We start from the raw sequence: 16,846 nt of genomic DNA on the forward strand, positions 1-16,846 counted from the left end.
CACTCGAATTCCTCTCAGCTTCCCAACAGTGGAAAGCGGGGACATCAAGCAGTTCCCTTCCTGCGCTGGTTACGTTCATAGACCAGACGCAGGCCGGTCAGGGTCAGATGCGGCTGGTGGTGGTCGATTGTTTCGGACTCCGGCACGATCAGCGGCGCGCTCGCACCGGTTGCGACGATCGTCACATCATCACCGGCAAAGGCGTCGAATTCGTCGCGTATCCGATCGATCAGGCCGTCGACCAAGCCCGCGAACCCGAAAATCGCGCCGGACTGAATAGCCTCCACGGTGTTCTTGCCGACCACCGAGCGCGGGCGCGCCAACTCCACCCGGCGCAGCGCGGCGCGCTCGATCAGCGCCTCGCTGGAAATCTCCACACCGGGCGCGAGCACCCCGCCGAGGAATTCGCCCTTCGCCGAAACCAGATCGACGGTGGTCGCCGTGCCGAAATCGACCACGATCGCGGCGGTACCGTAAAGATGGTGCGCGGCAAGGGTGTTCACGATGCGGTCGGCGCCGATTTCCTTGGGGTTGTCGACGAGCAGCGGAATTCCGGTGCGCACACCGGGTTCCACCACCACGTGCGGCAGATTCTCCCAATAGCGATGCAGCATCGTCCGGATCTCGCGCAGCACCGGCGGGACCGTCGACAGCGCCGCGACCCCGACGATTTCCTCCACCTGCGCGCCGACGAGGCCGCGCACCTGCATGGCGAACTCGTCCGCGGTCAGCAGTGGATTGGTGTGCATCCGCCAATGCCTGGCGAGCTTCGCGTGGGTGCCGCTACCGGAGAACAGGCCCAGCTCGATACTGGTGTTGCGGACATCGATGGCCAGCAGCATGGCCGTCAGACGTGCGCGACGGGCACGGAGGCGGCGGCCCGCGAAACCACGGCGGACCCCGCGAACGTCGCCTCGGACACCGCGGCGCTCAGTGTGCGCGGGGTGACCAGGCCGGAGCCCTCGGGTGCGTGCGCCGGATCCGAGCCGAGGTCGGTCGGACGGTTGGCGTCGTCGACGAATACCACCTTCGGGGCGTACTCGCGGATCTCGGCCTCGTCCATCATCCCGTAGGCGATCAAAATGACCAGGTCACCGGGGTGGACGAGATGGGCTGCGGCGCCATTGATGCCGATCACGCCCGAACCGCGCTCGCCCGCGATCACATAGGTCTCCAGGCGGGCGCCGTTGTCGATATCGACGATGCAGACCTGCTCGCCCTCGAGCAGATCGGCGGCGTCGAGCAGATCCTGGTCGACGGTCACCGAGCCGACATAGTGCAGGTCGGCATGGGTCACCGTGGCACGGTGAATCTTCGACTTCATCATGGTGCGCAACATCGTCGTCGCCCTTTCCTAAATGTTGGCCTGGGCAGGCTGGGAGTCGTCCGCGGCGGCGCGCGAATCGGGAAGTGTGGGATGGCCGCCGTCGACCGGCGCACCGAGCGCCACGGCCGTGTTGTCGATCAGCCGGGTGGCGCCGACCTTGGCCGCGACGAGCAGCCGGGCATTTCCGTTGGCGGGCGCGGGACCGAGGGTCGATGACCGCAATTCGAGATAGTCGAGCTCGACGCCCGCCGCGGCATCGAGGACACCGCGCGCCGCGGCGAGCACGGCGTCCGCGCCGAGGCCGCCCGCGTGCTTGCCCGCGGCCAGCGCCGCCGACAAGGCGAGCGCCGATTCCCGTTGCGCCCCATCGAGGTACCGATTGCGGGAAGACAGCGCAAGCCCGTCGGGCTCGCGGACGGTGGGCAGCGCGACGATCTTCACGTCGAAGTTCAGGTCGCGGACCAGCTGCCGGATCAGGGTGAGCTGCTGGTAGTCCTTCTCACCGAAGAATGCCTCGGTCGGCTTCGCGATCTGCAACAGCTTGGCGACCACGGTCAGCACACCCGCGAAGTGCGTCGGGCGGCTCGCGCCCTCCAGCTCCGCGCCGACCGGACCAGGGTGCGCCGTGGTCCGCATGCCGTCCGGGTACATATCGGCCGCGCTGGGTGCGAATACCAATTCCACGCCCTCCTTGCGGAGCAGCTCGACATCGGCGTCCAGGGTGCGCGGGTATTTGTCCAGGTCCTCGCCCGCACCGAACTGCAAGGGATTGACGAAGATCGAGACGATCACGACCTGGTTGGTCCGCTTGGCCCGGCGCACGATCTCCAGGTGCCCCTCGTGCAGCGCACCCATCGTCGGCACCAGGCCCACGGTGCGGCCGACGCCGCGCAGCGCCTTCGAGACCGCCTGGATCACCGCGGGATCGTGGTGCACGGTCAGCTCGCCAGGGCGGAAGGTACCGCGCAGTTTCGGATCCATTTATCGGCGTCCTTCCAGCAGTTCGATCAGGGCGGGATTGGTCTTGGCGCGCTCGGCCGTGCGCAGCGACAGCGCGCGATACCCCGCGGCCAGCCGGGCATCGACGGCTTCCAGCGCGGCGAGATGCGCCACGACGGCGTCCGCGTCACCGCGCGCCACCGGGCCGGTGAGCGCGGATTGGCCTCGGCGCAGGGCATTGTCGAGCGCGGCGGAGGCCAGCGGGGCAAGCAGCCGCTCCGCCAAACCGTTCGGCTGATCGTCGACGACCTGCTGGCCGAGCAGGCCGGGACCGGACAGCGCGGTGCGCAGTGCGGCGACCGCGTCGACGATCACCGTCACGAGATGATTGCTGCCGTGGGCCAGAGCCGCGTGATAGAGCTGGCGGTTCTCCTCCTGGACGCGAACCGGTTCGCCGCCCATTTCGATCACGAGGGCCTGCGCGATGGCGAAGCCGACCTCGTCGGCCGCGGTGACCCCGAAGCAGGCGTTGCCGAGTCGGGCCAGATCCTCGTCGTGCCCGGTGAAGGTCATCGCGGGATGGATGGCCAGCGGCAGCGCGCCCAACGCGGCGAGCGGAGCGAGCACCGCCACGCCATTGGCGCCCGAGGTGTGCGCCACGATCGTGCCCGGCCGCACCACACCCGCGGAGGCGAGACCACGAACCAGCCCCGCCAATTCGGCGTCGGGCACCGCGAGCAGCAGCAACTCACTGCGGGCCGCCACCTGTTCGGCGGGCAGGATCTCGGAATCGGGCAGCCTGGTACGCGCCCGCTGCACGGAAGCATCGGAAATCGCGGCGACGCCGAACACCACGTGCCCGGCGCGCTCGAGTGCGGCGCCGAGTGCCGAGCCGACGCGTCCCGCCGAGACGATTCCCACCGTCAGTCGGGCGGGCGCGGGGTCGAAGCCGGCAGGCTCGGCGCCGGCCCGCACCGGCTCGTTGCCAGAACTCGAGGTCAACGTTGTCCTCTCGAAGTGCGATGGCCGGACACTCGTCCGTCCCAGCGCTTGATCCGTTCCAGTCCCGCCATGCGGGTACCGGACGTTACGTGACGAGGATATCGGCCTCGGGTTTGCCGATGCCATGCGGCACCGGCGTGATTTACACCGCAGTGGCGCTAGCCGCGGCCGTTTTCCTCCGACTGCAGGTTGGCCATGATCTCGGCCACCGAGAGACGCCGCGAGGAATTGCCGGAGTCCGCGTCGGGGTCGACGCGGCGGCGTCGACGAGAGGTCGGAGTGCCGACCGGTGGCGCGGAGGTGGTGGGGCGAGCTTGCGAAGCCGGTCGGGCCTGTGGCTGTGGCTGTGGCGCAGGCTGCGGCTGGATCGGGGTCGGCGGCTCTTCGGTGAAGGCATCGGCCCAGCCGTGCGTCGACTGCAGCGGCTCGATGCCGACATCGGTGATCTCGGCGGCGCTCAGCTCGTCGTCGGACTCGAGCGGCACCACGGCGGTCTCGGCGGTAACCGGTTCGTCGAAGGGGCTTGCGAACATCGGCGGCTCGGGATGATCCGCGACGAACACCGGAGTTACGCTGCTGCGTGGTTGCTGAGGGCCCAGGTAACCGTGGCCGTCGGCATTCCCGGAGCTATCGTTCACCGGATCCGCGAGCGCGCTGGGGAGCTCATGAATCCGGGTCGCGTCCGCGCGCAGCGCGGGCCGTTCCATCGGCAGATCGCCATCGAAGAGACGCTGCAGGCTCTGCCTGAGCACAGTGAGCTCGGCCCGGAGCGCGGCGATCTCGGTAGCGTCCGCCCCGACCTCCGCGCGCACGCGGGACTCGATGCCGAGCTCGTATTCGCGGCGGGCGGTGATCTCGCGCTCCAACTGGAGCTCGTAGACCGTTTGCAGGTCGCGGACTTTCGCCTTATCGATCGTGGCCTCTTTGCGGTACCGCGTCGCGGCCAAGGCGCCGACAACGGCCGCCCACAGGGCCGCAACGAGACCGATTCGGACGAATTGCAGACTGTCGCTGAAAACGAGGAAAACGCTGGCAACCAGACCGAGCAGAATCAAGACACCGATGAACAATTTTCCCGCATCGTCCCGCCGCCGACGGGAACTGCTGCTACGGGAGGGTGAAACCATGGACGCCAGGGTAGCGCGGATGGCGTGCCGCGCCCATATCAGCCGTGGTGATTCCGCCAAGAATATTTGCTATGTAGTTGCCGGATCGTCCGAAGGATCATCCGGCGCACGACAGCAATACTCGAGCCACAGCGCCGCAGCAACCAACGTCACCCCCGCGAGCATGCCGACGACCGCACTGGGACTATCCGCCGCGGCCGCACGCAACGTGCCACGCTGCGGCAGCACCCAGCACAGGAAACCCAGCCAGACTCCGGCCGCGAGCGACCCTACCTGGGCGGACGCCTTCGCCAGCGCGACCGCGCGGGCGGCGGTGATCGGATGCAGCTGGTGGGTGCCGTTACCGATCTCGTGGTCGTTGACCCGGCTGCGGATCACGAAGGCGAGGGCCACCTCGATCGCGGCCACCGGATATAGCGACGCGCCCGCAAAGATCGAGATCGGCGGAAAATTGCTGTAGGTCAGGCGAGTGGCGACCCACGCGATGACGGCCGCGATGACGACATTCGCCAGCAGATCCCAGATTCGGGTCGGTTTGAGCTTCACGACAACGACCCCTCCGCAGGCTCGGCCGGCGCCAACGAAAACTCGGTCGCTCGCACGCCGGCGCGTTCGGTGGCATCGAGTCCATCGAGCAGATCGCGCACCCGCGAGGGGGCGCCGTCGACCTCGAGCACCGCGTCCGGTTCGACGTCCAGCCAAGGGATGAGGACGAAGGCCCGATTGTGCGCCTGCGGATGCGGCAGCGTCAGTTCCGGATCCGTACTGCGGCAGGCGGTACCGTCCGCTTCGGCACACCAGATCACATCGACGTCGAGAGTCCTTGCGCCCCAGCGCACCTCGCGAACCCTATCGGCAGCCTGCTCCAGCCGCCTGCCGCCGAGCAACCAGTCTCGGCAGTCGAACTCCGGATCATCCACCAGCACAACGGCATTCAGATAGTCCTCCTGTTCGACCCCGCCCCACGGCGCGGTCGAATACACCGGCGACACCGCGACGACCCGCGGCCGGAAGCCATCGATCACACTGCGCAGATGGGCGAGCCGGTCCCCCAGGTTCGACCCGATCGAGAGCACGGCCCTGCTCACGACTGCGCCTCGCTGACGCTCGGCTCCGTCGTGCGCGGTGACATGGTTCGCTCGCTCACGAACACACCTCGCCGGTCATCGGCGCATCGTCGTGGAATCTCACGCGGCGCGCTCCCGGTGCCGCGCGGTGACGACGCGCACATCCGCGAAGGTGTGCGGAATCGGCGCGGACGGTTTGTGTACCACCACCTCGACCGACTGGATGCGCGGGTCGGTCATCACATCGTCGGCGATCTCGGAGACCACCGTCTCGATGAGATTGCGCGGCGGGCCCTGGATGATGCGCACGGCCCGCTCGGCGAGCCTGCCGTAATCGATAGTGGCCGCGAGATCGTCGGACGCGGCGGCGGCGGCGAAATCGACCGAGACCGTGAGGTCGACGATGAACTCCTGCCCGTCCCGGCGTTCGTGCTCGAATACTCCGTGATGGCCGAAGGCGCGCAGGCCGCGTAGCTCGATTCGATCGCTCATCGGTGGGCTCCTCGCGAATTCAGCCCGGCGGCGCGTTGCCAGGCGTCGGTGACGGCAATGGCATCCAGGGAGGCGCGGACATCGTGCACGCGCACGCCCCAGGCGCCGTGCTGGGCCGCGAGCGCCGAAATGGTCGCGGTGGCGGTCTCGCGGCCATCCGGTGGGCGGGGGCCCGCAGCATCGGCGAGCAGCGCGCCGAGGAAACGTTTGCGCGATGCCCCGATAAGAATCGGCAGTCCGTTGCCGACCAATTCGGGGAGCGCACCGAGCAGTGCCCAATTGTGTTCGGCGTTCTTGGCGAAACCGAGGCCGGGATCCAGGATCAGCCTGGCCGGATCGACACCGGCCGCGACGGCCAGCTCCACCTGTGCGGACAGCTCGGCGAGCACCTCACCGACGACATCGTCGTAATGGTCGGCGGGTCCGGTGTGCCGATAGTCGGCTCCCGCGCGCCAATGCATGAGAATCCATGGAGCATCGGCCGCGGCGACGACTTTCACCATATCGGGGTCGGAGCGACCACCCGAGACGTCGTTCACCACGCTGACTCCGGCCGCGAGCGCCGCATCGGCAACACTCGCGCGCATGGTGTCGACGCTGGTCGGCACCCCCGCGGCAACCAGGCCGCGAATAACGGGAACGACCCGAGCCGCCTCGGTCTCCGGATCGATCCGGATGGCGCCCGGGCGGGTCGATTCACCCCCCACATCGACGATGTCCGCGCCGGCCTCGAACAACTCGACGCCGTGCGCGATGGCAAGACCTGGGTCGAGGTACTTGCCGCCGTCGGAGAAGGAGTCGCTGGTGACATTGACGACACCCATCACCACGCAGGAGCGTCCTTCGCGTGGAGTGACATTCCTGGGACCGGACACCGCGAACTCACTCACTTCCGCAGAATGAGATCGAGGGCCTCCGCGCGCGAGGCGGCATTGGATTGCAGCAGGCCGCGCACCGCGGAAGTGGTGGTGCTCGCGCCCGGCTTGCGGATGCCGCGCATGGCCATGCACAGATGCTCGGCCTCCACCACCACGATCGCGCCGCGCGGGTCCAGCTTGCGCATGACGGCATCGGCGATCTGGCTGGTCAGGCGTTCCTGCACCTGGGGGCGCTTGGCATAGAGATCGACCAGCCGCGCCAGCTTCGACAGTCCGGTCACCCGGCCGTGCGGTCCGGGGATGTACCCGACGTGCGCGACACCGTGAAAGGAGACCAGGTGGTGCTCACAGGTCGAGTACATCGGGATGTCGCGGACCAGCACGAGTTCCTGATGGCCCTCGTCGAAGGTGGTGTTCAGCACCGAATCCGGCTCGATGTAGAGGCCGGCGAACATCTCTCGGTAGGCGCGGGCAACGCGGGAGGGGGTATCGAGCAGGCCGGGACGGTCCGGGTTCTCACCGACCGCGAGCAACAACTCGCGGATTGCGGCTTCGGCGCGGTCCTGGTCGAACGGCCTACCGGTCTCCAGGGCGATGAGTTCCGGCTTGGCAACAGCTGCACCGTTGTGCTCACGGTTGTCCGACTGGCCGTTCTCCGACTTGCCACCGCCCGACTCCGCTAGCGCGTGGCCGCCGACGTGATTCTTGGCCGACAATCGAGGACACCTCCAAAATCTCGGGTGCCGGCAATTACTCGGCACCCCGATGGTCGAGCCTAATCGTCGCTGGCCGTAGCACGAACGACGGGCCCGAAGGCGGCAGCTCGGGTGACCACTCGGGCCCCGAGACTGCCGCCACCGTTTCAGTGCCGACCGTTCGGTCCATCCCAATCGCGACTATCGCCTTCGTCGGCCGGGTTGGCCCGGCCCTGCTCGTCGTAGCCGCCCTGGTCGCCGCGGCCGGGACCCGGCTGGCCACCCGGTGGCTGATGCCACGGCTGCTGCTGATAGCCGTGCCGTGACTGCGGATCGCCCTGACCCGGCCGGCCGCCGTAGCCCGGTTGCCCGGGCTGCTGCTGCTGCTCGTCCCGAGGCGGCCAGCCCGGAGCCGACCAACCGGCCGGAGCGCCGTAGTCCGGTCGCGAGCCGTGCGTCGCGCCACCCTGGCGCGGGTAGGCGGCCGTCGGAGCCTGCGGCGGCGGATAACCGGCAGCGGGCGGCGTCGGGTAGCCGTACTGCGGCGGGTTCTGGTAGCCCGACTCCAGGTAGCCGTTGGCAGCGGTGCCCGCGGGCACCGGCTGCACCGGCGACTCCGGCGGCGGCCACGGCTCGCCGCGCTCGGCGGCCAGCTCGCCCGGTGTCTTCACCGGCGGCTTGTCCGAGGGCAGCCGATCACCGAAGTCGTTGAACGCGGTAATCCGCGGCCGCTTCTCCACCGTGGCGAGCAGCTCCTCGAGATCCTTGCGGTGCAACGTCTCTCGCTCCAGCAGCGCGGTGGCGAGGACATCGAGCACGTCGCGGTACTCGTTGAGAATCGCCCACGCCTCGGTGTGCGCGGCCTCGATCAGGTTGCGCACCTCCTCGTCGATGGCGCCCGCGACCTCGTGCGAGTAGTCCGAACCCATGCCCATCGAACGACCGAGGAACGGGTCACCCTGCTCCTGGCCGTAGCGCACCGCACCGAGGCGCGCGCTCATGCCGTATTCGGTGACCATCGCGCGCGCGATCTTGGTCGCCTGGTCGATATCCGAGGACGCGCCGGTGGTCGGCTCGTGGAACACCAGTTCCTCGGCCGCACGGCCGCCCATCGCCATCACCAGGCGGGCGATCATCTCCGAACGGGTCATCAGGCCCTTGTCGTCCTCGGGCACCGTCATGGCGTGGCCGCCGGTGCGGCCGCGGGCCAGGATGGTGACCTTGTAGACCGGCTCGATATCCGGCATCGCCCACGCGGCGAGGGTGTGACCGCCCTCGTGGTATGCGGTGATCTTCTTCTCGTGCTCGCTGATGATCCGGCTCTTGCGGCGCGGCCCGCCGACAACGCGGTCCACCGACTCCTCCAGCTGCTCGCTGGTGATCACCGCGCCGTTCTCACGCGCGGTGAGCAGGGCGGCCTCGTTGATCACGTTCGCGAGGTCCGCGCCGGACATGCCGACGGTGCGCTTGGCCAGACCGTCGAGGTCGGCCTCGGGCGCGATCGGCTTGCCCTGCGAGTGCACCCGCAGGATGGCGCGACGACCGGCGAGGTCGGGATTGCTGACCGGGATCTGCCGGTCGAAGCGGCCGGGACGCAGCAGCGCCGGGTCGAGGATGTCGGGGCGGTTGGTGGCCGCGATCAGGATCACGCCGGTGCGGTCGCCGAAGCCGTCCATCTCGACGAGCAACTGGTTGAGGGTCTGCTCGCGCTCGTCGTGACCACCGCCGAGGCCGGCGCCGCGCTGGCGGCCGACCGCGTCGATCTCGTCGACGAAAATGATGCACGGGCTGTTCTGCTTGGCCTGCTCGAACAGGTCGCGCACCCGGGAGGCGCCGACACCGACGAACATCTCGACGAAGTCCGAACCGGAGATGGTGAAGAACGGCACGCCCGCCTCGCCTGCGACGGCGCGAGCCAGCAGCGTCTTACCGGTTCCCGGCGGACCGTAGAGCAGCACGCCCTTCGGAATCTTCGCGCCGAGCGCCTGGTAGCGCACCGGGTTCTGCAGGAAGTCCTTGATTTCGTACAGCTCTTCGACGGCCTCGTCGGCGCCTGCCACATCCGCGAATGTGGTCTTGGGCATGTCCTTGGACAGCTGTTTGGCCTTCGATTTTCCGAAGCCCATCATGCCGCCGCGACCACCGCCCTGCATTCGGGACATCACGAAGATGAACAGGCCGAGCAGAATCACCATCGGCAGCACGAACAACAGGATCTGGGTGAACCAGCTCTCCTGTTTGACCACCGTGTTGAACGGCGCGCCGGATTTCTGCAGTGCGTCGAATATCTGCGCGGACGCCTCGCCACCGCTCGGATACTTGGCGATGATCTTGTTGGAGCCGCTGGTTGCGTCGTTGCCATTGTTCAGCTCGATGCGCAGCTGCTGCTCGCGGTCGTCGATCTGGACGTTCTTGACGTTGCTCTTGTCGTTCAGCTGAGTCAACGCCACCGAGGTGTCGACGCTCTTCCAGCCGCGCGTGTCATTGCCGAAATAGCTGAACGCATAGATCACGAGCAAGATGCCCGAGACTATGGCCAGGGTGCGAAACACAGTCTTGCGGTTCATAGAGCGTAGGCCGGGCGGCCAGTCCTTTCCGGTTCTCCGGTGCATGCCTGCGAAGCGTCGGGGTCGGCGGTGCCAGTTCTCACCCTGCTCCCAGCCGGATTCCGGGTGGGTTCGGATGCGGACATGCCACGTTACCGCGTACGGTCTACTCGATACATCGCGCAGTTCGGCAGTTGGTGCAGTTCGACAGGTAAACGGCCGGGGAACGACGGTGGTTCCCGAGGTCTCCGGTCGGGTTACTCCAAGTGGTCACAATCATGGCATGTTCGGCATATCGTGAGCGACGACACAACAAGAGCGCAGGGGGTATGGACATAGTCGAGCTACGGACACCCACAGCGATAGTGCGGCACGGGCGCGGGCGACTGATCGTCCTGCGACCGGGCACCGATGGCGAGCGCGTACTGGATGTGCCGGTCACGGACCTGCTGAAGGTCCGGCTGAACCGGCGCGCCGATGACGCCGTCGTAATCGAGATCTACCTTCGTTACCCCACTCCGGTGCTCACGGGCGTGCCGGCGGACCGCACCCCTCTACCGGTATTGATAGCAGAACACGATGTCCCCGCAGCGACCGAGATCGTCGATCGGATCAACGATCAGATCCTCACCTCGCAGCGCATCGATGTGGCCGCCCCCGATCTGAACCCGCCCGCCCCTGCGTGGGGCAAGGCCGGACCGACTCGCGCGGACGTGGATCGGGCCGTGCGCAGGATGGCGCCCAGACGCGACGCGAAGTCGGCGATAGCCGCATTGCATCGCTATGTCACGGTGGACGAATACGTGCTGGAGACCGCGATCGCGGTGGCGCACCCGCCCGCGGGCAGCGGACCGGGACTGCTCGCCGCGACCACCGGGCGGCTGCTGTTCATCTCCATCGGCACCGATTCGCGCTACGCGCACGAGCTACCTATCCCCGCCGTGCTGTGGGCCCGCACCACCGAGGGCGCGGCATCGGCACCGGGTGAGATCGGCTCGATCCGCGGCGAGACGGGCATCGACGTGCACGACGGCAATATGACGCTGCATTTCACCGGCGCCGACCGGGCCGACACCGAGCGGGTCACCTGCGCGGTGAACTTCGCCGTCCGGCGCGACTCCGCGGACGGCGCGGCAGGCCCGGCCGATCCCGGCGTCTCGCAGCTGTATTCCGAGTGGGAGCTGCTGGTCGAGCGGCATTCGCTCGGCATGGTCGACGACACGCAGTTCCAGCGCTACGGGCGCGGGATCCTGCGGTCACTCCCCGACGGGAACTGACTGCAAACCGATCCGCCGCCACGGGCTGGTCGGGCGAGTCCACAGACGCAGTAGTTCCATGCGCCGGTCCACGCCGCCGTTCTTGAGTTCGGCCAGGTCCTCGCAGGCCTGCCAGTAGGTCCAGCCGGTGAGGTAGGCGTCGCCGAACTGGCGCCAGTTCTTATATTTGCGCTGTGCCAGCGGCAAGGCGCGCGCCAGGTAGCCCCATGCGACGTCGGCTTCGAGATAGCCTGCGGTGAACGCCATTCGAGCCACCGCGACAACCCGGGCCAGGTCCCAGGCGTGGATATCACTCGGCAGCGGCCGGGCGAGGTGATCGGTGAAACCGATCTTGATCGCCTGTGACCAGATGTCGTAATCGCGCACGAGCGCCTCGGGATTGTCCATGCCACGGAACGAGCCGACCTGCCGGAGAAAGGCGCGGTGCCGATCGGCCCGCTCGCCGAACCGATCCCGCTCGCTCGCGTTGATCGAGGCCATCACCAGCGGATGCACCATGGCATACAGCGGCGCGTGCATGCCTTCTAGCAGCTGTTCCATCGAAGCCTGCGCCTCGGTGCTGTCGGTGATGCCCCAAGCGCCGGTCAGCGTGTCGATGGCGAGTTCGCGGCGGTCACCGAGCGGATGTTCGCGTTCGGGGCCGAGCAGCAGCGCGTCGTGGAAGGCGTCCCATCGAGCCGAATAGAAGGCGCCCAGCGCCAACGACCGCAGTTCGTCCTCGGAGACCGCGGCGCCGGACCAATGGTCCTCCTCCCGCTTGTCCAGCTCTTCGTAGGGGAACGTGGTCAGAGTGGGCACACCGCGGGCAGGCATGCCCCCGATTGTTCCCCATCGATCTTGAAACAACCTGAGTAATCGCCAAGGGAATCGACGGGTGACAGGTAGGCGGGTTCGATCCGCCGGTTGCGACCCGAGCAACCACGACAGTGCGCGTCTGACAAGCGCCGTTCGCCGTCGCGGCAATTAAACCTGATCTTTTCCTGTTTTTTTCCCTGTCCTGGGATTCTTGCCCTGCCGCAGACGGTACAGAGGGCTAATGTGCACCCATGAGTGGAAACATCACCCTCCTGCGTGGCCTGGATCCTGCCCCTACCGAGCAGGAAATCTATGCTGCCGCACTGCAGTATGTGCGCACGGTCGGTGGCGTTTCCGGCCTGAGCACCACCACGAAAGCCGCTGTCGACAAGGCGGTCTCGGCCATCGCCGCAGCAACGACCCAGCTGCTGGCCGATCTACCAGACGGCAGAGTCGAGCCGCCCCGCGAAGAGTAAGGGCCACAGCGTCGACGGCCCGATCACGGCAGCGCGTCGACACCATAGGCAACGACGCAGGTCAGCGCGAGTTCCAGCGGCAGACTGCGCTCTTCGATCGGATGACCGAGCAGTTCCTCGATGCGCTGGATCCGGTAGCGAATCGTGTTCTTGTGCACCCCAAGCAGTTTCGCCGCGGCCTCCGGGCTGCGATGGCTCTTCAAGTAAGCGTGCAGCGTCTCGCGCAGCCGTGCGGCATTGACGTCACGACCGGCAAGCACGCGTAACTCCCTGCCGATGAGCGCGTGCATCGCCGCGTCGTCGACACCTACGAGGTGGGCGATCTCCACCTCGCGATAGCTCGTGACCCGATCGGCGGCCACCGGCCCGCGCTCGGCGAGCTGCCTGGCCGCGACCGCTTCACGATGACTCTGCCGAAAACCCGCGACCTGCGCGGCGGGCACCCCGAAAGCGACCCGCACCGGCGGCTCCACCAGTCCCGCGGTCACGCGCGCCAATCGGCCCGGGGCGGCCAGTTCGGCGGCGTGCTGCTCATCGTCGAGGCCGACCCACGCCCACATGCCGCTGGCACCCGACGGCATGCTGAGCACCCGGCCGCTGCCGAGAGCCACCGCCAGCCGCGCGGCGACCCGGTCCAGCAGACCACTCATCTCGCCGTCACCGCCCGCGGGCTCGTCGGTCCACAGCACGAAGGCAAGGTGCTGCTGGGCGAGCCGGTAGCCCAGGCGCAGCGAGGCCTGCTCGACGTCCGGTTCGTCACCAGCCAGCAGGGCGCGCACGGTTTCGGTGCGCCGATTGAGGGCGGCGCGCAGTACCCGCTCCCGCTCCTCCATGTAGGTGTCGGTGAGCATCTCCACCGAGGTGCTCACCCATCTGGTCGACCGCTCGAACAGGCGCAGCAGCACCGCGCGCTCGATCTCCGGTGGGGGCGTCCGCTCGTCGATGGCCTCGGTCATGTATTCGAGCACCGCCTCCTGCCCCACGTGATAGGTCCGCAGCAGCAGCCGCAGGTCATAGCCGCGCCGGGCCAGCGTGCGCGCGAACGCGTGCGCCTCCTCGGGCAAGGTGAATTCGAACGTGTCGCTGGTGAGTCCGCTCAGCACCACCCTGGCGTGTGCGCGGGTGCTCGCCGCGAGGTCGCGGCGGATATCGCGATCGGCCAGTTCCGGGATGCGCGCGACGATCGCGCCGTCGAGTCGGTCGACGACTTGTTCGAGCGCCTCGCTGCGCATCGTTTCGTACACGTACTCGGCGAGCCAGTCCCGCACGACCTCGTTGCTGGGCCCGGCCGCGCCGGCTCCGGCTCGCGCGCGGTGCGTCATGATTCCTCCGATTTGTGCCTCGAGAACAAATTCGGCCGCGTTCGTTGACAAATCAGTCCAAGAAAGTCCCGCATACTTGTGCCACGATCATAGGTCAGTGAACTGATTCACAGTATTCGTTCGCCAGCGGTGCACAGCACAACGTCAGTGGGAGAACAGCAGTGACCAACACCGAATCCGCGACCGGCGCGGCCAAGAAGGCCCCGGCACGCAAGACGCCCGCGAAGCAGGTCGAGCCTGCGGTCGATCCGGCCGTCATCGAGGTGCGCAATCCCGGTACCGGCGAGGTTGTCGGCACCGTGCCCAACCAGAGCGCGGACGCGGTCGCGGCCAAGGTGCGCGAACTTCGGCTCTACCAGCCGGAATGGGAGGCCATCGGCCCCGACGGCCGCAAAGAATGGCTGCTGAAGCTGCAGGACTGGCTGCTCGACAACACCGAACACCTCGCCGATGTGCTGCAGTCGGAGACGAGCAAGCCGCGCGTGGACGCCCTCATCGATCCCGCGTTCTCGGTCGATCTGACCGGCTACTACGCGCGCCGTGCCGCGAAGTTCCTCGCCGACGAGCACCCCTCGCCGCACAGCCCGCTCGGCCGGGTCAAGAAGCTCACCACGGTGTACAAGCCCTACCCGGTCGTCGGCGTCATAACGCCGTGGAACTTCCCGCTGGCCATGCCGGTGATCGACGTGATTCCGGCGCTGGCCGCCGGTGCCGCCGTGCTCCTCAAGCCGTCGGAGGTGACCCCGCTTTCCGCACTCGAACTGGCTCGCGGCTGGGCCGAGATCGGTGCGCCGCCGGTATTCGCCGTGGTCACCGGGGCCGGTGCGACCGGTGCCGCGGTGGTCGATAACGCCGACTACATCCAGTTCACCGGCTCGACCGCCACCGGCCGCAGGATCGCCGCTGCCTGCGTCGAGCGGCTGATCCCCTACAGCCTGGAACTGGGCGGCAAGGATCCGGCCATCGTACTTGCCGACGCCGACCTGGATCGGGCCGCGCACGGTATCGCCTTCGGCGGCATGTTCAATGCCGGCCAGGTATGCATCTCGGTGGAGCGGGTGTACGTGGAAGCGCCGGTCTACGACACCTTCGTCGCCAAGCTGACCGCCGCGGTGCGGGGCCTGCGCCAGGGCCTCGACGGCCGCGAGTCCAAGCATGATGTCGGCGCGCTCGCCAACGAGAACCAGGTGCGGATCGTGCAGCGGCACGTCGACGAGGCCGTCGCGGCCGGCGCCAAGGTGCTGACCGGCGGCAAGCGCACCGGCGTCGGAACCTTCTTCGAGCCGACCGTTCTCGTCGATGTCGACCACACCATGTCGTGCATCAACGAGGAGACCTTCGGCCCCACGCTGCCGGTGGTGAAGGTCGCCGACGAGGCCGAAGCGGTTCGGCTCGCCAACGACTCGATCTACGGCTTATCCGCTTCGGTGTGGACCGGGGACAAGGATCGCGGCGAACGCGTTGCGCGCCAGCTGAATGCGGGTGCGGTCAATATCAACGACGTCTTCTCCAACCTGTTCAACTTCGCACTGCCGATGGGTGGCTGGGGGCAGTCCGGTGTCGGGGCGCGCTGGGGCGGTGCGTACGGCGTCCGCAAGTACTGCCGCCAGAAGGCCATCACCAAGCCGATCCTGCCGACCCAGCAGAAGGAGCTGCTCTGGTTCCCCTACCAGATGCCCAAGCTGCTGTTCGCGCTCGGCGCGATGCGCGCCGCGGGCGCCCGCGGCCTGCGCCGCGTCGACCTTCCGGCCCTGCTGAAGCTCGGAGACAACAAGTGACCGCGGCGCGAGCGACAGAGGCGGCGGGCCAGCCGAATCACGGAGGGCACCGGGAGCCCCGCCGATCCAACACCTCGGCCGCGAAGATCCGGGGGAAGGTCGTGGTCATCACCGGCGGCGCGCGCGGCATCGGACTTGCCACCGCGACCGCGCTGCGGACGCTCGGCGCGAAGATCGCGATCGGCGATATCGACGAGACCACCGTCAAGGAGTCGGGGGCCGCACGCGACTTCGAGTTCTACGGCAAGCTCGACGTCACCGACTCCACCTCGTTCGAGAGCTTCCTCGACGAGGTGGAACGCACCGTCGGCCCGGTCGACGTGCTGATCAACAATGCGGGCATCATGCCGACCGGCAAGCTGGTCGACGAGCCGGATCAGATCACCCGGCGCATCCTCGATATCAATGTCTACGGCGTCATTCTCGGCTCCAAACTCGGCCTCGCGCGGATGCTGCCGCGCAACCGCGGGCACGTCATCAATATCGCGTCGCTGGCGGGCGAGACCCACATCCCCGGTCTGGCCACCTACAACGCCAGCAAGCACGCGGTGCTCGGGTTCACCGACACACTGCGCGAGGAGTATCGGGGGTCGGGCGTCGAGTTCTCCTCGGTGCTGCCGACGCTGACCAATACCGAACTCGGTTCCGGTGTGAGCGGCCCGAAACTGCTGCGTTCGGCGGAGCCCGAGGAGATCGCCGATGCCATCGTCGGATTGATCGCCGCGCCGAAGTCGAAGGTCAGAGTGACGGCGCTGGCCGGGTTCATCTCGCAGGTGGTGAATTTGCTTCCCGAATCCGTCGCCGATGGTCTGGCGCGGGCGCTGGGTTCCGGCGATGCGTTTCTCGGAGCCGTGGATGCCGAGCAGCGCAAGGCTTACGAGGACCGGGCGCGCAGCGTCTGACCCCGGGCACGCGTCGAGGCGCTGCGGTCGTGGATGCACGACCGCGGCGCCTTTCGGCTGTCCAGGGCGGCGTCACGCCACGGCCGGCCGTGAGCAGCCGATCCACACGGCAAACTTATTTGTGACGAATATCACTACCAAGGCGGACGGTAGCCACTACGGGCCTCGACGTCGATTCCCCGGCGTTGACCGGGCAATCCCCCAGCGGTCCCTATCGACCCGA

17 protein-coding genes are annotated in these 16,846 nt (G+C 67.7%); 4 read left to right on the plus strand and 13 right to left on the minus strand.

Annotated features, from left to right (window positions below):
* Positions 1–44: 44 nt before the first annotated feature.
* The 11 genes from ACFU4Z_RS29200 to ftsH all read right to left on the minus strand — a co-directional run bounded on the left by ACFU4Z_RS29200 (position 45) and on the right by ftsH (position 10,094).
* The gene (locus ACFU4Z_RS29200; protein WP_379069099.1) at positions 45–842 is read right to left on the minus strand and encodes a type III pantothenate kinase; all 798 of its coding nucleotides are present in this window, start codon (positions 840–842) and stop codon (positions 45–47) included.
* A gap of 5 nt (positions 843–847) precedes the next feature.
* Complete coding sequence (gene panD, locus ACFU4Z_RS29205) at positions 848–1,339, minus strand: aspartate 1-decarboxylase (RefSeq protein ID WP_379069102.1); 492 nt, start codon at positions 1,337–1,339, stop codon at positions 848–850.
* Positions 1,340–1,354: 15 nt separating this feature from the next.
* Entirely contained in the window at positions 1,355–2,308 is a 954-nt protein-coding gene (gene panC / locus ACFU4Z_RS29210) for a pantoate--beta-alanine ligase (RefSeq protein ID WP_379069105.1), read from the minus strand.
* Complete coding sequence (locus tag ACFU4Z_RS29215) at positions 2,309–3,241, minus strand: Rossmann-like and DUF2520 domain-containing protein (protein WP_379069309.1); 933 nt, start codon at positions 3,239–3,241, stop codon at positions 2,309–2,311.
* Positions 3,242–3,426: 185 nt separating this feature from the next.
* A complete protein-coding gene (locus ACFU4Z_RS29220) occupies positions 3,427–4,395 on the minus strand; it encodes a DUF6779 domain-containing protein (protein WP_379069109.1) in 969 nt (322 codons plus the stop codon).
* 69 nt (positions 4,396–4,464) lie between these two features.
* The gene (locus tag ACFU4Z_RS29225; RefSeq protein WP_379069112.1) at positions 4,465–4,941 is read right to left on the minus strand and encodes a DUF3180 domain-containing protein; all 477 of its coding nucleotides are present in this window, start codon (positions 4,939–4,941) and stop codon (positions 4,465–4,467) included.
* Positions 4,938–5,483 carry a 2-amino-4-hydroxy-6-hydroxymethyldihydropteridine diphosphokinase gene (folK, locus tag ACFU4Z_RS29230; protein ID WP_379069115.1) on the minus strand — a complete coding sequence of 182 codons (546 nt, stop codon included), beginning with the start codon at positions 5,481–5,483 and terminating at the stop codon, positions 4,938–4,940. Before folK ends, ACFU4Z_RS29225 begins: the two co-directional genes overlap by 4 nt.
* 99 nt (positions 5,484–5,582) lie before the next feature.
* Entirely contained in the window at positions 5,583–5,954 is a 372-nt protein-coding gene (gene folB, locus ACFU4Z_RS29235) for a dihydroneopterin aldolase (RefSeq protein WP_379069118.1), read from the minus strand.
* The gene (folP, locus tag ACFU4Z_RS29240; RefSeq protein WP_379069312.1) at positions 5,951–6,778 is read right to left on the minus strand and encodes a dihydropteroate synthase; all 828 of its coding nucleotides are present in this window, start codon (positions 6,776–6,778) and stop codon (positions 5,951–5,953) included. Before folP ends, folB begins: the two co-directional genes overlap by 4 nt.
* A 62-nt stretch (positions 6,779–6,840) precedes the next feature.
* Positions 6,841–7,428: a GTP cyclohydrolase I FolE gene (folE, locus tag ACFU4Z_RS29245; RefSeq protein WP_379069315.1), complete on the minus strand. Its 588-nt coding sequence runs from the start codon at positions 7,426–7,428 to the stop codon at positions 6,841–6,843.
* A gap of 266 nt (positions 7,429–7,694) precedes the next feature.
* Positions 7,695–10,094 (minus strand): ATP-dependent zinc metalloprotease FtsH, encoded by a 2,400-nt coding sequence (gene ftsH / locus ACFU4Z_RS29250; RefSeq protein WP_379069121.1) that lies wholly within the window; start codon positions 10,092–10,094, stop codon positions 7,695–7,697.
* Between the two features lie 308 nt (positions 10,095–10,402).
* On the opposite strand from ftsH, the gene ACFU4Z_RS29255 reads away from it, so the two are divergent.
* The gene (locus tag ACFU4Z_RS29255; RefSeq protein WP_379069124.1) at positions 10,403–11,350 is read left to right on the plus strand and encodes a hypothetical protein; all 948 of its coding nucleotides are present in this window, start codon (positions 10,403–10,405) and stop codon (positions 11,348–11,350) included.
* Here the strand turns inward: ACFU4Z_RS29255 and ACFU4Z_RS29260 are convergent.
* Positions 11,330–12,163, minus strand: a complete 834-nt coding sequence (locus tag ACFU4Z_RS29260; RefSeq protein ID WP_379069127.1) for a DUF1266 domain-containing protein — start codon at positions 12,161–12,163, stop codon at positions 11,330–11,332. The genes ACFU4Z_RS29255 and ACFU4Z_RS29260 overlap by 21 nt on opposite strands.
* Positions 12,164–12,396: 233 nt before the next feature.
* On the opposite strand from ACFU4Z_RS29260, the gene ACFU4Z_RS29265 reads away from it, so the two are divergent.
* Positions 12,397–12,621, plus strand: a complete 225-nt coding sequence (locus ACFU4Z_RS29265; RefSeq protein ID WP_379069130.1) for a DUF2277 domain-containing protein — start codon at positions 12,397–12,399, stop codon at positions 12,619–12,621.
* 23 nt (positions 12,622–12,644) lie between these two features.
* Here ACFU4Z_RS29265 and ACFU4Z_RS29270 read toward each other — a convergent pair whose 3' ends face one another.
* Positions 12,645–13,943: a PucR family transcriptional regulator gene (locus tag ACFU4Z_RS29270; RefSeq protein WP_379069133.1), complete on the minus strand. Its 1,299-nt coding sequence runs from the start codon at positions 13,941–13,943 to the stop codon at positions 12,645–12,647.
* A 161-nt stretch (positions 13,944–14,104) separates the two neighbouring features.
* Here ACFU4Z_RS29270 and ACFU4Z_RS29275 point away from each other — a divergent pair, with 161 nt between their 5' ends.
* The gene (locus ACFU4Z_RS29275; protein WP_379069137.1) at positions 14,105–15,721 is read left to right on the plus strand and encodes an aldehyde dehydrogenase family protein; all 1,617 of its coding nucleotides are present in this window, start codon (positions 14,105–14,107) and stop codon (positions 15,719–15,721) included.
* A gap of 86 nt (positions 15,722–15,807) precedes the next feature.
* Positions 15,808–16,623 carry an SDR family oxidoreductase gene (locus ACFU4Z_RS29280; protein ID WP_379069318.1) on the plus strand — a complete coding sequence of 272 codons (816 nt, stop codon included), beginning with the start codon at positions 15,808–15,810 and terminating at the stop codon, positions 16,621–16,623.
* The last annotated feature ends 223 nt before the right edge of the window (positions 16,624–16,846 follow it).

This window comes from Nocardia sp. NPDC057440 (assembly GCF_042802915.1).
Taxonomy (GTDB): Bacteria; Actinomycetota; Actinomycetes; order Mycobacteriales; family Mycobacteriaceae; genus Nocardia.

Bases quoted from the DNA above. Each gene is read 5' to 3' on its own strand.
- ACFU4Z_RS29200 (WP_379069099.1), bottom strand. From the start codon at position 842: ATGCTGCTGGCCATCGATGTCCGCAACACCAGTATCGAGCTGGGCCTG.
- panD (WP_379069102.1), bottom strand. From the start codon at position 1,339: ATGTTGCGCACCATGATGAAGTCGAAGATTCACCGTGCCACGGTGACC.
- panC (WP_379069105.1), bottom strand. From the start codon at position 2,308: ATGGATCCGAAACTGCGCGGTACCTTCCGCCCTGGCGAGCTGACCGTG.
- ACFU4Z_RS29220 (WP_379069109.1), bottom strand. From the start codon at position 4,395: ATGGTTTCACCCTCCCGTAGCAGCAGTTCCCGTCGGCGGCGGGACGAT.
- folB (WP_379069118.1), bottom strand. From the start codon at position 5,954: ATGAGCGATCGAATCGAGCTACGCGGCCTGCGCGCCTTCGGCCATCAC.
- folP (WP_379069312.1), bottom strand. From the start codon at position 6,778: ATGGGTGTCGTCAATGTCACCAGCGACTCCTTCTCCGACGGCGGCAAG.
- ftsH (WP_379069121.1), bottom strand. From the start codon at position 10,094: ATGAACCGCAAGACTGTGTTTCGCACCCTGGCCATAGTCTCGGGCATC.
- ACFU4Z_RS29255 (WP_379069124.1), top strand. From the start codon at position 10,403: ATGGACATAGTCGAGCTACGGACACCCACAGCGATAGTGCGGCACGGG.
- ACFU4Z_RS29260 (WP_379069127.1), bottom strand. From the start codon at position 12,163: ATGCCTGCCCGCGGTGTGCCCACTCTGACCACGTTCCCCTACGAAGAG.
- ACFU4Z_RS29265 (WP_379069130.1), top strand. From the start codon at position 12,397: ATGAGTGGAAACATCACCCTCCTGCGTGGCCTGGATCCTGCCCCTACC.
- ACFU4Z_RS29270 (WP_379069133.1), bottom strand. From the start codon at position 13,943: ATGACGCACCGCGCGCGAGCCGGAGCCGGCGCGGCCGGGCCCAGCAAC.